The organism is Micromonospora coerulea (genome assembly GCF_016598485.1).
Taxonomy (GTDB): domain Bacteria; phylum Actinomycetota; class Actinomycetes; order Mycobacteriales; family Micromonosporaceae; genus Micromonospora; species Micromonospora coerulea.
On sequence record NZ_JAEMUW010000006.1, the window covers coordinates 160,034 to 173,601 of the forward strand.

Annotated in this window: 10 protein-coding genes; all 10 read left to right on the plus strand. The window is 74.2% G+C overall.

The genetic code is table 11. The annotated features are described in order from the left end of the window. Window position 1 precedes the first annotated feature (1 nt). Window positions 2-2,200 (plus strand): peptidoglycan D,D-transpeptidase FtsI family protein, encoded by a 2,199-nt coding sequence (locus tag I8N68_RS10660; RefSeq protein WP_200209730.1) that lies wholly within the window; start codon window positions 2-4, stop codon window positions 2,198-2,200. Between the two features lie 52 nt (window positions 2,201-2,252). Further along, the gene (locus tag I8N68_RS10665; RefSeq protein WP_200209731.1) at window positions 2,253-3,815 is read left to right on the plus strand and encodes a UDP-N-acetylmuramoyl-L-alanyl-D-glutamate--2,6-diaminopimelate ligase; all 1,563 of its coding nucleotides are present in this window, start codon (window positions 2,253-2,255) and stop codon (window positions 3,813-3,815) included. Continuing rightward, on the plus strand, window positions 3,812-5,206 hold the full coding sequence (locus I8N68_RS10670; RefSeq protein WP_200209732.1) for a UDP-N-acetylmuramoyl-tripeptide--D-alanyl-D-alanine ligase: 1,395 nt from the start codon (window positions 3,812-3,814) through the stop codon (window positions 5,204-5,206). The genes I8N68_RS10665 and I8N68_RS10670 overlap by 4 nt, the downstream gene beginning before the upstream one ends. Beyond that, window positions 5,203-6,327: a phospho-N-acetylmuramoyl-pentapeptide-transferase gene (gene mraY / locus I8N68_RS10675; protein WP_200209733.1), complete on the plus strand. Its 1,125-nt coding sequence runs from the start codon at window positions 5,203-5,205 to the stop codon at window positions 6,325-6,327. The genes I8N68_RS10670 and mraY overlap by 4 nt, the downstream gene beginning before the upstream one ends. Before the next feature lie 176 nt (window positions 6,328-6,503). Then, on the plus strand, window positions 6,504-7,967 hold the full coding sequence (locus I8N68_RS10680) for an FtsW/RodA/SpoVE family cell cycle protein (protein WP_372433702.1): 1,464 nt from the start codon (window positions 6,504-6,506) through the stop codon (window positions 7,965-7,967). Then, window positions 7,967-9,073 (plus strand): undecaprenyldiphospho-muramoylpentapeptide beta-N-acetylglucosaminyltransferase, encoded by a 1,107-nt coding sequence (gene murG / locus I8N68_RS10685; RefSeq protein ID WP_200209734.1) that lies wholly within the window; start codon window positions 7,967-7,969, stop codon window positions 9,071-9,073. Before I8N68_RS10680 ends, murG begins: the two co-directional genes overlap by 1 nt. Before the next feature lie 31 nt (window positions 9,074-9,104). Next, window positions 9,105-10,586 (plus strand): UDP-N-acetylmuramate--L-alanine ligase, encoded by a 1,482-nt coding sequence (gene murC / locus I8N68_RS10690; protein WP_200209735.1) that lies wholly within the window; start codon window positions 9,105-9,107, stop codon window positions 10,584-10,586. After that, the gene (locus tag I8N68_RS10695) at window positions 10,583-11,398 is read left to right on the plus strand and encodes a cell division protein FtsQ/DivIB (protein ID WP_200209736.1); all 816 of its coding nucleotides are present in this window, start codon (window positions 10,583-10,585) and stop codon (window positions 11,396-11,398) included. Before murC ends, I8N68_RS10695 begins: the two co-directional genes overlap by 4 nt. Window positions 11,399-11,660: 262 nt before the next feature. After that, window positions 11,661-12,776 carry a cell division protein FtsZ gene (ftsZ, locus tag I8N68_RS10700; protein ID WP_200209737.1) on the plus strand — a complete coding sequence of 372 codons (1,116 nt, stop codon included), beginning with the start codon at window positions 11,661-11,663 and terminating at the stop codon, window positions 12,774-12,776. A 9-nt stretch (window positions 12,777-12,785) separates the two neighbouring features. After that, entirely contained in the window at window positions 12,786-13,532 is a 747-nt protein-coding gene (locus I8N68_RS10705; protein WP_200209738.1) for a YggS family pyridoxal phosphate-dependent enzyme, read from the plus strand. Window positions 13,533-13,568: the final 36 nt, after the last annotated feature.

Below are 13,568 nucleotides of genomic sequence, written 5' to 3' on the forward strand. Positions count from 1 at the left end.
GGTGCCCCCGAGATCGGAGGAACCGCGCCGGGACCCCACGGGCTCCCGGCGCGGCTCGTCCCGGGGCGGCCGGGGCGCCGACCCGCGCTCCGGCGAGCCGGGCGTCGGCGGGATCTCCGACGCCCGGGCGTACACGCCCCGGGGGCGGACCATCCGCGAGGGCGGGGGCGCCGAGCAGCGGCGTACCCCGCGCAGCAGCCGCTCCGGCGACCCGTTCCGGCCCGCCTTGCAGGTGCTCGACGGCGGCCGGGCCGGGGCCACCCGCGCCGGCCGCCGGGAGACCGCCGGGGACGGCCGGGCCGGCGTGGTGCGGACGGTGGCGCCGCGGCCGGTCCGCGAGCCGTTCGACGACGACGACGCCCCGGCGCCCCGCCGCCGGCCGGGCCCGCGCCGGCCGGACCGGCCCGCCGCCGCCCGACGGCCGGCCCGCAAGCCGCGCCGGCCGCCGAAGCTCGCCGACCCGCGTCGCCGGCTGCGGCTGGGCACGGTGCTCACCCTGAGCCTGTTCGCCGCGATCGGCATCCGGCTGGTCTTCCTCCAGACCGTGGACACCCCGGCGTACGCCGACGGCGGGGTCACCGACCGGCTGGCCGTGGTCGACCTGCCCGCCCCGCGCGGCGCGATCTACGACCGGACCGGCGAACCGCTGGCGCACAGCGTCGAGGCGCGGTACGTCTTCGCCGACCCGACCCGGGTGAAGGACCGGTTCGCCACCGCCCGGCTGCTCTCCCCACTGCTCGGCAAGCCGGTCTCCGAGCTGGCCGACCGGATGAAGCAGCGCGCCCTGCCCGGCACGAGGACCCCGTCCCAGTTCGAGTACCTGGCCCGCGGGGTCGACATCCCCCGGGCCAAGCAGATCATGGCGCTGGACCTGGCCGGCATCGGCGTGCACCGCGACGAGCGCCGTGAGGTGCCCGGCGGCGACCTGGGCGCGAACCTGATCGGCTTCGTCAGCCAGGACATGGTCGGGCTGGAGGGGCTGGAGGCGAGGTACGACGACCTCCTCCAGGGCCAGGCCGGGAAGAAGACCTACGAGGTCGGGCAGGGCGACCTGGCCGCGCCGATCCCCGGCGGCTACAGCCGGACCACCCAGCCCAAGCCCGGCAGCTCGGTCCGGTTGACCATCGACCGGGACCTGCAGTTCCAGACGCAGCGGATCCTCAGCGCGCAGATGGCCCAGATCAAGGGCAGCGTCGGCGCGGCCGTGATCATCGACGTGCCCACCGGCGAGGTGCTCTCCCAGGCCAGCTACCCCACCTACGACGCGGCCGATCCCGACCCGAGCAAGCCGGCCGACCGGGAGGACGCGGCGACCAGTTTCGTGGTCGACCCGGGCTCGATCCACAAGGCGATCACCTACGGCGCGGCCCTCCAGGAGGGCGTGATCACCCCGGACACGGCATTCCCCGTCGCCAACACGATCGTCAAGGGCGGCGTCACCTTCCGCGACACCCACCCGGCGAACGGGCGGAAGATGAGCATCCCCGGCATGCTGGCGTTCTCCTCGAACGTGGGCACCATCGAGATCGCCGACAAGCTGGGCCGGGACCGGCTGATCGACTACCAGAAGCGGTTCGGGCTGGGGCAGCCCACCGGTGAGGGGATGCCGGGGGAGGCCCCCGGGCGGTTGCTCCCGGCCGACCAGTGGAGCGGGTCGGCCGAAGGCTCGGTGCCGATCGGTCACAGCGTGGACGCCACGCCGTTGCAGATGGCCGCCGCGTACGCCGCGATCGCCAACGACGGGACGTACGTGCAGCCGCACCTCATCAAGGACGTGATCGGGCCGGACGGCAAGCGGACGCCGGGCCCCACCCCGGTCACCCGGTCCGTGCTCAGCCCGGCCAACGCCGCCACGCTGCGCACCCTGCTGGAGGCGGTGACCACGGTCGACGGTCCGGAGGGCTCGGCCACCGGGCTGGCCGCCAAGGTCCCCGGCTACCGGGTCGCCGGCAAGACCGGCACCGGCCTGCGCTACGCCGACGGCGTGCAGCAGCCCGGCGAGGTCGGCTCGTTCATCGGGATGGCCCCGGCCGAGCACCCCCGGTACGTGGTGGCGGTGTTCGTGTGGAGCCCCGGCGGCGAGGGCGGCGCGGTGGCGGCGCCGGCCTTCCGCGAGATGATGGGCTACACGCTGCGGCACTACCGGGTGCCGCCGTCGGCGGTCGACCGGTCCCCGGAGTTCGAGGTCTTTCCGCGCTGAGCGGGGCGGACGGGACATCATCGGTGAGTGGCGACGAACCACCGGGGCGGCTGTGCGGTCGGAACCGAACGACCGGGTAGGGTCTGACGCCGTGCCCGGCAATCCACGTCCCCGTACCGTGAATCCCGTCCGGCTCGGCGACCTCGCCGCGCGGCTGGCCGTCGCGCCGCCCGAGGGGGCCCCCGACGTGGCCGTGACCGGGGTCACCCACGCCAGCCAGGAGGTCCGCCCCGGTGACCTGTACGCGGCGCTGCCCGGCGCCCGCCGGCACGGGGCCGAGTTCGCCTCGGGGGCGGCCGAGGCCGGCGCGGTGGCCCTGCTGACCGACCCGGCCGGCGCGCGACTCGCCGCCACCGCGGGTCTGCCGACGCTGGTGGTCGACGACCCTCGCGCGGTGCTCGGCGACGTCGCCGCCACCGTCTACGGCGACCCGACGGCGGAGCTGACCGTGATCGGGGTGACCGGCACCGCCGGCAAGACCTCCACCAGCTACCTCATCGAGTCGGGGCTGCGCGCCGCCGGCCACACCACCGGCCTGATCGGCACCGTGGAGACCCGGCTGGGCGATCTGGTAATCGACAGCGTCCGGACCACGCCGGAGGCCACCGACCTGCACGCCATGCTGGCCGTCGCGCGGGAGCGCGGGGTGAGCGCGGTGGTCATGGAGGTCTCCAGCCACGCCCTGGCCATGGGGCGGGTCGGCGGGGTCCGCTTCACCGTCGGCGGCTACACCAACTTCGGCTCCGACCACCTGGACTTCCACGCCGACTCGGCGGACTACTTCGCCGCCAAGGCGAAACTCTTCGACGGGCGGTGTCAGGTCGAGGTGCTCAACCTCGACGACCCGGCGCTGCGCCCGCTGTTCAAGCCGGACACGGTCAGCTTCTCGTCGGCCGGCGACCCGACCGCCACCTGGTGGGCCGCCGACATCACCGGCGAGGGGTACGCCCAGCGGTTCACCGTGCACGGCCCGGACGGGCTGACCCTGCCCACCGCGGTGGCCCTGCCCGGGCGGCACAACGTGGCCAACGCGCTGCTGGCCGTCGCCACCCTGGTCGCCGCCGGGGTGGACCCGGCCACCGCGAGCGCCGGGGTGTCCGCGTGCGGCGGGGTGCCCGGGCGGCTGGAGCTGGTCAGCGGCGAGGCGCCGGTGCGCGGGGTGGTCGACTACGCGCACAAGGCGAACGCGATCGAGGCCGTGCTGGTCGCGCTGCGTGAGCTGAGCATCGGCCGGTTGATCTGCGTGATCGGCGCGGGTGGCGACCGGGACCGGGGCAAGCGGCCGGTGATGGGCGCCGCCGCGGCGGAGGGAGCCGACGTGGTGCTGGTGACCGACGACAACCCGCGCACGGAGGACCCGGCGGCGATCCGGGCCGAGGTGCTCGCCGGGGCGTACGCGGCCGGGACGAAGGCCCGGATCGTCGAGGTGGACGGCCGGCGGGCCGCCATCGCCGAGGCGGTCCGGCTGGCCGAGCCGGGCGACGTGGTGGCACTGCTCGGCAAGGGGCAGGAGCGCGGCCAGGAGATCGCCGGCGAGGTCCTCCCGTTCGACGACCGGGTGGAGCTGGCCGAGGCGCTGCGCGCCCGATTCGGTGACCTGGCGGGTCGACGGTGATCCCGCTGACCCTGGCCGAGGTCGCCTCGGCCGTCGACGGGCGGCTGGTCGCCGCCGATCCGGACGCCCGGGTGACCGGCACCGTGGAGTTCGACTCCCGCAAGGTCATCCCCGGCGGGCTCTTCGTGGCCTTCCCCGGGGAGAAGGTGGACGGGCACGACTACGCCGCCGGCGCGGTCTCCGCCGGCGCGGTGGCGGTGCTCGGGACCCGGGAGGTGCCGGGCGTGCCGATGGTGCTCGTCGACGACACCCTCGCGGCGATGGGGCGGCTGGCCCGGACGGTGGTCGACCGGCTGCCCGGGCTCACCGTGATCGGGCTCACCGGCTCCTCCGGCAAGACCACCACCAAGGACCTGATCGCCCAGCTCACCGTGCGGCTCGGTCCGACGGTGGCGCCGCCCGGCTCGTTCAACAACGAGCTGGGGCACCCGTACACGGCGTTGCAGGCCGGCCCGGAGACCCGTTACCTGGTGATGGAGAAGGGCGCCCGCGGGGTGGGGCACGTCCGCTACCTCTGCGACGTGGTGCCGCCGCGGATCTCCGTGGTGCTCAACGTGGGGGTCGCGCACCTCGGCGAGTTCGGCTCGGTGGAGACCATCGCGCTGGCCAAGGGGGAGCTGGTCGAGGCGCTGCCCGCCGACGGGCTGGCCGTGCTCAACGCCGACGACCCGCTGGTCGACGCGATGGCCGGCCGCACCCGGGCCCGGGTGGTCCGGTACGGCGAGGCGGCGCACGCCGACCTGCGGGCGGTGGACGTGACGCTGGACGCGCGGGGCCGGCCGGCGTACACCCTGGTGACGCCGGAGGGCAGCGCGCCGGTGCGGCTCGGGCTGACCGGCCGGCACCAGGTGTCCAACTCCCTCGCCGCCGCGGCGGTGGCCCGCGAGCTGGGGATGCCCCTGGCCGAGCTGGCCGTCGCGCTGGGCGAGCTGGGGCTGGTCTCGACCCGGCGGATGGACGTCTTCGAGCGCCCCGACGGGGTCACGGTGATCGACGACTCGTACAACGCCAACCCGGCCTCGATGGCGGTCGCGCTGCGGGCGCTGGCGGCGCTGCGCGGGACAGGGCGTACCGTCGCGGTGCTCGGCTACATGGCCGAGCTGGGCGACTTCGAACGGGAGGGGCACCAGCAGGTCGGCCGACTGGCCGCCGAGCTGGGCGTCGACCGGCTGCTCGTGGTGGGCGAGCCGGCGGCACCGATCCACGAGGGCGCGACAGCGGTAAGTGACTGGGGAGGAGAGTCGGTGCTGCTCACCGATCAGGCGGCGGCCGTCGAGGTGCTGCGGGGCGAGCTACGTCCGGGGGACGTGGTCCTGGTGAAGGGCTCCCGGTACCGCACCTGGGAAGTGGCCGACGCGCTGCGCGAGGCCGCCGGGGGGGTCACCCGATGAGGGCGGTCATCGTCGCCATCGGGGTCGCCTTCCTGATCTCGCTGCTCTGCACCCCGATCGCGATCAAGGTGTTCACCCGGCTGAAGGCCGGCCAGCCGATCCGGGCCGAGGGCCCGGCCATGCACCAGGGCAAGAAGGGCACGCCGACGATGGGCGGCGTGGTCTTCATCCTGGCCACGGTGATCGCGTACGTGGCCGGGCACCTCGCCCTGACCACGCTGCCGGACGCCCAGATCGCCCAGGTCGAGCCGACCATCACCGCGCTGGTGCTGCTCGGTCTGATGGTCTTCTCCGGCGCGGTCGGCTTCATCGACGACTTCCTGAAGGTCCGCAAGCGGCACAGCGGCGGCCTGAACAAGCGCGGCAAGCTCGCCGGCCAGATCATCGTCGGCGCGATCTTCGGCATCGTGGCGCTCTACTTCCCGAGCACCATGTACGACGCCACCGGTGCCCGGACCAACGCGGAGACGGTGGGCAGCACCACGCTCAGCTTCATCCGGGACATTCCGGCGCTGGAGATCGGCAAGGTCGCCTCGGTGATCGTCATCATCCTGGTGGTGATGGCGGCCACCAACGGCGTGAACCTCACCGACGGCCTGGACGGCCTGGCCACCGGCGCCTCGGTGATGGTGCTCGCCGCGTACGCACTGATCGCCTTCTGGCAGTACCGGCACTGGTGCGCCGACCCGAACTACACCGAGGCGTACTGCTACGCGGTCCGGGACCCGCTGGAGATCGCGCTGATCGCCGGGGCGGCGGCCGGCGCCTGTGTCGGCTTCCTGTGGTGGAACACCTCGCCGGCGCGGATCTTCATGGGCGACACCGGCGCGCTGGGCCTGGGCGGTCTGATCGCCGGCATGGCGATGTCCACCCGGACGGTCCTGCTGCTGCCGATCATCGGCGGGCTCTTCGTGATCATCACGATGTCCGTGGTGATCCAGATCATCTCCTTCCGGACCACCGGCAAGCGGGTGTTCCGGATGTCGCCGTTGCAGCACCACTTCGAGCTGGCCGGCTGGAGCGAGGTCAACATCGTGGTCCGGTTCTGGATCATCGCGGGCATCGGCGTGGCGATCGCGCTGGGCCTGTTCTACAGCGAGTTCCTCGCCGCGGTGACCTGAGCCGGGACGGCGACGCGGACAGGGAGGGGCCCGGGTGGCTCCTCCCTTTCGCGTTCCGACACGCCGACCGACCGGTTGCGCCACGGGCGGGCCGGCCCAGCCGCGATGATGGGCGGGTGGGGGAGGAACGAGACACCGAGGGCGCGACCGAGACCCAGACCCGCCGACCACCCGCGGTGGCCCGACCGGCCGAACCGCCCGGCGCGTTGTTCGGGCTGGACGCGGCCGGCGGGCTGGCGGCGCTGCGCGGCCTGTTGGCCCGGCCGCTGGCCTCCTACTACCTGCTGCTCTCCAGCGCCGGCCTGCTGTTGCTGATCGGCCTGACCATGGTCTTCTCCGCGACCAGCGTGAAGGACTACGCCGAGGGCGGCGACGCGTCGGCCTCCCTGGTCAAGCAGACGATCTTCGCGGTGATCGGCATCGTCGCGTTCTGGGCCTGCCAGCGGTTGCCGGCCGGCACCTTCCGCGCGCTGGGCCGGCCGGCGCTGGGCGTGGCGGTGGTGCTGCTGCTCGTGCTCAACCTGCTGGTCGCGCTGGAGTCGCTGTTCGAGGTGAAGTCGGTCGGCCCGCTGCACGCCGAGCTGCTCTGGCTCTTCCTGGGGCCGATCCAGGTGCAGCCCGCGGAGCTGGCCAAGTTCGCCCTGGCGCTCTGGGGCGCCCACGTGCTGGCCCGCAAGGGCGCCGCGCTCGGCTGGTGGAAGGAGTTGGCCGCCCCGCTCTTCCCGGTGGTCGGTCTGCTCTTCGTGCTGGTCGGCTACAACGACCTGGGCAGCATGCTCTGCCTGCTGGCCCTGGTCGTCGGGCTGCTCTGGGCGGCCGGCGTCCGGTTGCAGGTCTTCGCCGCGCTCTCGGCGGTCGGCCTGGCCGGCGTCGGCCTGCTGGTCGCCGCGGCCTCGCTGGGCGCCGGCTCCGGCTCGCGCGACGCCGACAACTACCGGCTGGCCCGGCTCACCTCGTTCCTCAACCAGTCCGACCCGGCGAAGTGCTTCGAGACCAACTGCTACCAGATCGTCCAGGCCCGCAACGCCATCGAGCACGGCGGCTGGTTCGGCGTCGGGCTGGGCAAGAGCAGCTTCAAGTTCGGCTGGCTGCCCGAGGCGCACAACGACTTCATCTTCGCGATCCTCGCCGAGGAGTTGGGGGTGGTCGGCTGCACCGTCGTGCTGGTGCTCTTCGCCGTGCTGGCGTACACCGGGTTGCGGATCGCCCGGCGGGTGGAGGACCCGTACCGCCGGCTCGCCGCCGCGGGGGTCACCGCCTGGCTGATCGGCCAGGCCGTGATCAACATCGGTGGGGTGAGCGGGCTGCTGCCGCTGACCGGCGTGCCGCTGCCGTTCATCTCCGACGGCGGCAGCGCCCTGGTGGTGACCCTGGCGGCGGTCGGGATGCTCGCCTCGTTCGCCCGCGCGGAGCCCGACGCGGCCCGAGCCCTGCATGCCCGTCCACCGGCCCGATGGGTCCGACTAGTCTGGGCCCCGTTGCCGCCGCTTCCCGGCCGGCGCCGCCGACCGGCGCCGCCACCGGCCGACCGTGGGTCCGTACCCCGGTCCCGGGTGCGGCGGTCCGACGACCAGGCCGCGGCCCGCGGCGCCCGGCCGAGCCGGGCGCGCGCCGGCACGGCGAGCGAGAGGAGACGCTGATGGGTCCGCTGCGTTCGGTCGTGCTCTGCGGAGGGGGTACCGGTGGGCACATCTACCCGCTGCTGGCCTTCGCCGACTGCCTGCGCCGACACGACCCGGGCGTCCGGATCACCTGCCTGGGCACCCCCAAGGGCCTGGAGAACGAGCTGATTCCGCCGGCCGGCTACGACCTGCGGCAGATCCCGGCCTACCAGCTGCCCCGCTCGGTGAACATGAGCCTGGTCCGCACCCCGGACCGGATGTGGAAGGCGGCCCGCGCGGCGGGCAAGGTGATCGACGAGGTCCAGGCCGACGCCGTGGTCGGCTTCGGCGGGTACGTCTCGGTCCCCGGCTACCTGGCCGCCTGGCGGCGCGAGCTGCCGATCGTCATCCACGAGGTGAACGTGCCCCCGGGCGTGGCCAACCGGCTCGGCATGAAGTTCACCAAGAACGTCGCGGTGGGCTTCCCGCACCAGCCGGTGCAGGCCGAGTCGCTGCGCGACGCCCGGGTGGTCGGCGTGCCGCTGCGCCGGGGGATCGCCGGGCTGGACCGGGCGGCCATGCGGAACGCCGCCCGGGCCCACTTCGGACTCCGCCCCGACCTGCCGGTGCTCTTCGTGGCCGGCGGCTCGCAGGGCGCCCGCTCGATCAACCTGGCGGTCTCCGGAGCGGCCAAGGAGCTGGCCCGCAACGGCGTGCAGGTGCTGCACGTCATCGGCGCCCGCAACGAGCCGGTCTCGGTCCCCACCGACCTGCCGGTGCCGTACGTGACCCTGCCCTACCTGTCCGAGATGGAGCTGGGCTACGCGGCCGCCGACCTGATGCTGGCTCGGGGCGGGGCGATGACCTGCGCCGAGGTGGCCGCGATCGGGCTGCCCGCCATCTACGTGCCGTACCCGCACAGCAACCAGGAGCAGAAGCGCAACGCGCTGCCCGTGGTGGAGGCCGGCGGCGGACTGCTCGTCGACGACGCCGAGCTGACCCCGGACTGGCTGGAGCGGACGGTCATCCCGCTGATCCGGGACCGGCAGCGGCTCGCCGCGATGGGCGCCGCCGCGGCCGGGTACGGCCGGCGGGACGGCGACGTCGCGCTGCTGAACTTCGTCTACGAGGCGGTGGCCCGCTGATGCGGACCGTCGCGACGGGAAGGTGCCTCTCATGAACACCGCGCAGTTCACCCCCGCCGGCACGCTCACCGCGGAGGACCTGGGCCGGATCCACCTGATCGGGGTGGGCGGGGTCGGCATGAGCGGGCTGGCCCGGCTCTTCCTCACCCGGGGCCTGCCGGTCTCGGGGAGCGAGCTGCGGGAGTGGCCGTCCCTGGCCGGCCTGCGGGCGCTCGGTGGCACCATCCACTCCAGTCACGAGGCGACCAACCTCGACGGCGTGGACACCGTGGTCTACTCCTCGGCGATCCCGCAGGACCACCTGGAGATGGTCGAGGCGCGCCGGCGCGGCCTGCGGGTGCTGCACCGCTCCGAGGCCCTGGCCGCCGCGATGACCGGCCGCCGGACGGTGGCGGTGGCCGGTACCCACGGCAAGACCACCACCACGTCCATGGTCACCATGGTGCTCCAGCAGGCCGGCACCGACCCGTCCTTCGTGATCGGTGGGGAGATCTCCGAGGTGGGCTCCGGCGCGCACCACGGGACCGGCGAGTACTTCGTGGTCGAGGCGGACGAGAGCGACCGGTCGTTCCTGATCTACCGCCCGTACGTGTCGATCATCACTAACGTCGAGGCGGACCACCTCAACACGTACGGCGACCTGGCCAACCTGGAGGCGGCGTTCGCCGAGTTCGCCCGGCTCACCGACCCGGACGGGTTCATCATCACCTGCGCCGACGACGCGGGCGGCCGGCGGCTGGCCGAGACGCTGCGCGCGGAGGGCCGCCGGGTGTGGACGTACGGCGAGGCGGCCGACGCCGACCTGAGGCTGAGCGAGATGGCCTCCTCCGCGCAGGGCGTGCGGTACCTGGCCGAGGTCGAGGGCCGGTCGCTGGGCGAGGTCCGGCTGCCGATCCCGGGCCGGCACATGGGGCTCAACAGCGCCGCCGCGGTGCTCGCCGCGTACCTGCTGGAGCTGCCGGTCGAGTCGGCCGAAGCGGCGCTGGGCGCGTTCCCCGGCGTGCGGCGGCGGTTCGAGCGCAAGGGCGTCGCGGACGGCGTGCTGGTCTACGACGAGTACGCCTACCACCCGACCTCGATGACGCTGGCCCTGCAGACGCTGCGTGAGGTGGCCGGGGAGGGCCGGCTGATCGTGGTCTTCCAGCCGTACCGGCTCTACCGGACGCGGGACCTGCAGGCGGAGATCGCGGCGGCGCTCGGCATCGCCGACGAGCTGGTGCTGCTGGAGGTCTTCGGCCCCGGTGAGCTGCGCCAGCCCGGTGAGGGCGCGGCGGCGCTGATCGAGGCGGTGCCGCTGCCGGCCGACCGGAAGGTCTTCGTCGACTCGTGGGACGAGGTGCCCGCCGAGGTGGCCCGGCGGGCCCGCCCGGGCGACGTCGTGGTGACCATGGGCGCGCCGCCCATCTCGCTGATGGGCGACCTGCTGATCGACGCCCTGCTCGCCCGGGCCGGCGGCGCGACGGCCGTGGGCACCGCCGTCGGCGCGGACGGCGCGGCCGCCGCTGCCGGATGAGCCCCGGGCCGGCCCGGGGTCGCACGCCCGGCCCGGACGGCACCGGCCGGCGTGGCCCGGCGCGACGCTGGCAGCTGGTCCGGGCCAACACCGACGCGGTCCCCCCGTCCACCCGGCGGTTCATGGCCCGCGCCCGGCAGCGCCGGATGCGGGCGGCGCTGCCCTGGGCGGTGGTGGCCGGCGTGCTGGGGCTGGCCGGGCTGCTCGCCTGGACCGTGCTGGGCACCGGCCTGTTCGGCGTCCGCGAGGTCCGGGTGGTCGGCGCGAAGCTGGTCACCCCGGTCGAGGTACGGGAGGCGGTGGCGGTCCGGGACGACGAGCCCCTCGCGCGGGTGGACCTGGCGGCGGCCGCCCGGCGGGTGGGCGCGCTGGCGCCGGTGGAGCGTGCGTCGGTGTCCCGCGACTGGCCGGGCACGCTGGTGATCCGGGTGGTGGAGCGGACGGCCGTGGCGGCGGTGCCGCAGGGCGAGCAGTTCGCGGTGATCGACCGCGCCGGGGTGGTCTTCCGGACCGTGCCCCGGGCCCCGGACGGGCTGCCGCTGGTCCGGGTCGGTAGGCCCGCGCCGGACGACCCGGGTACCCGGGCCGGGCTGGCGGTGCTCGCGGCCCTGAGCCCCCGGCTGCGCGCCGAGCTGGTCTCGGTGGACGTGGCCGGGCTGGCCCGGATCACGCTGCGCCTGCGCGACGACCGCACAGTGGTCTGGGGGGACGCCACCCGGGGCGCGGACAAGTCCCGGGTGGCCACCGCGCTGCTGGGTCGGAAGGCCGACACGATCGACGTCAGCGCGCCGGACGTGGTCACCTTCCAGTGATCTGCGGGTCAGCGGGGGCGCCCGCCGGCCGGGGAGACGTGACTCGTCCCGCTATGGGCGGCGACACGCCGGGCGGGTCCTTGGCTCTCGGCGTGGAGACGCTTACGTTGCCCCGAAGAGGATCAGTGGTTGACATAACTGTGAGCCTCTAGTAGAGGGTGAGGGTTTCGACCCGTGCCCTCGCTGGGAACTGCGTCGACCGCTGGTCTGGCCAAGCCGTGTGGGGTCGGCCCATGCCAATCTCGAAGGGAAAGGACCGGAGATGACACCTCCGCACAACTACCTGGCGGTCATCAAGGTCGTCGGCATCGGGGGCGGCGGCGTCAACGCCGTCAACCGGATGATCGAGGTTGGGCTCAAGGGCGTCGAGTTCATCGCGATCAACACCGACGCGCAGGCGCTGCTGATGAGCGACGCCGACGTGAAGCTCGACGTGGGCCGGGAGCTGACCCGGGGCCTCGGCGCCGGGGCCAACCCGGACGTCGGCAAGAACGCCGCCGAGGACCACCGCGACGAGATCGAGGAGGTGCTCAAGGGCGCCGACATGGTCTTCGTGACCTGCGGCGAGGGCGGCGGCACCGGCACCGGCGGCGCGCCGGTGGTGGCGAACATCGCCCGCAAGCTCGGGGCGCTGACCATCGGTGTGGTGACCCGGCCGTTCTCGTTCGAGGGCAAGCGCCGTCAGGTGCAGGCCGAGTCCGGCATCGACGAGCTGCGTAACCAGTGCGACACGCTGATCGTCATCCCGAACGACCGGCTGCTCGCGCTCGGCGACCGCAACATCTCCATGATGGACGCCTTCCGGACCGCCGACCAGGTGCTCCTCTCCGGTGTCCAGGGCATCACCGATTTGATCACCACCCCCGGTCTGATCAACCTGGACTTCGCCGACGTCAAGAGCGTGATGAGCGGCGCCGGCAGCGCGCTGATGGGCATCGGCAGCGCCCGCGGCGAGAACCGCGCGGTGGAGGCGGCCGAGGCGGCCATCTCCAGCCCGCTGCTGGAGCAGAGCATGGACGGCGCGCGCGGCGTGCTGCTCTCCATCGCCGGCGGCTCCGACCTGGGCCTGTTCGAGATCAACGACGCGGCCCAGCTGGTCACCGACGCGGCCCACCCGGACGCCAACATCATCTTTGGCGCGGTCATCGACGACGCCCTCGGCGACGAGGTGCGGGTGACCGTGATCGCGGCGGGCTTCGACGGCGGCGCGCCCTCGTACAAGGCGGCCGAGCCGACCCGCAAGCCGAACCAGAACCAGCCGGCGCAGCCCAGCACGCCGGTCGCGCCGCCGGCCACCATGCCGGCGCCGCAGCAGTCGCCGCGCCGGGTGCTCTTCGACGACGTGGACGTGCCGGACTTCCTCAAGAACGGGTCCTGAGCCGCGCCGATGACGCAGACACCAGCCACGGTGCGACCCGACCGTCGTGCCGAGCTCGCCGCCGGGCTGGCCCAGGTGCGGGCCCGGATCGCCGACGCCTGCGCCGCCGCCGGCCGGGACCGCGCCGAGGTCACGCTGGTCGCGGTGACCAAGACCTACCCGGCCGGCGACGTGGTCGCCCTGGCCGGGCTCGGCGTCGCCGACGTGGGGGAGAACCGCGACCAGGAGGCGGCCCCCAAGGCCGCCGAGGTCGCGGCGGCCGGGGTGACCCCGCGGTGGCACTTCATCGGGCAGTTGCAGCGCAACAAGTGCCGTTCGGTGGTCCGGTACGCCGACGTCGTCCAGTCGGTCGACAGCGTCCGGCTGGCCGGGGCCCTCGATGCCGCGGCGGCGGCCGGCCGGGACCGGCCGCTCGACGTGCTGGTGCAGGTCAGCATCGACGGGGACCCGGCCCGGGGCGGGGCGCTGCCGGACTCGACCGACCCGGACCGTGGCCTCGGCCCGGTGGCCGCGGCGCTGGCCGGCGCGGGGGCGCTGCGGCTGGGCGGGCTGATGGCGGTGGCGCCGCTGGGCTGGGAGCCGGAGCGGGCGTTCGCCCGGCTGGCGGAGGTAACGGAGCAGTTCCGGCGGGACCATCCCCAGGCGACGGTGCTGTCGGCCGGAATGAGCGGCGATCTGGAAACTGCGATCGGGTACGGCGCGACACATGTCCGCGTCGGCAGCGCGTTGCTCGGAATGCGCCCCACGCTGCGGTAGCCTGACCGCGAAGGAAGCAAATTACATCGGTGTTGT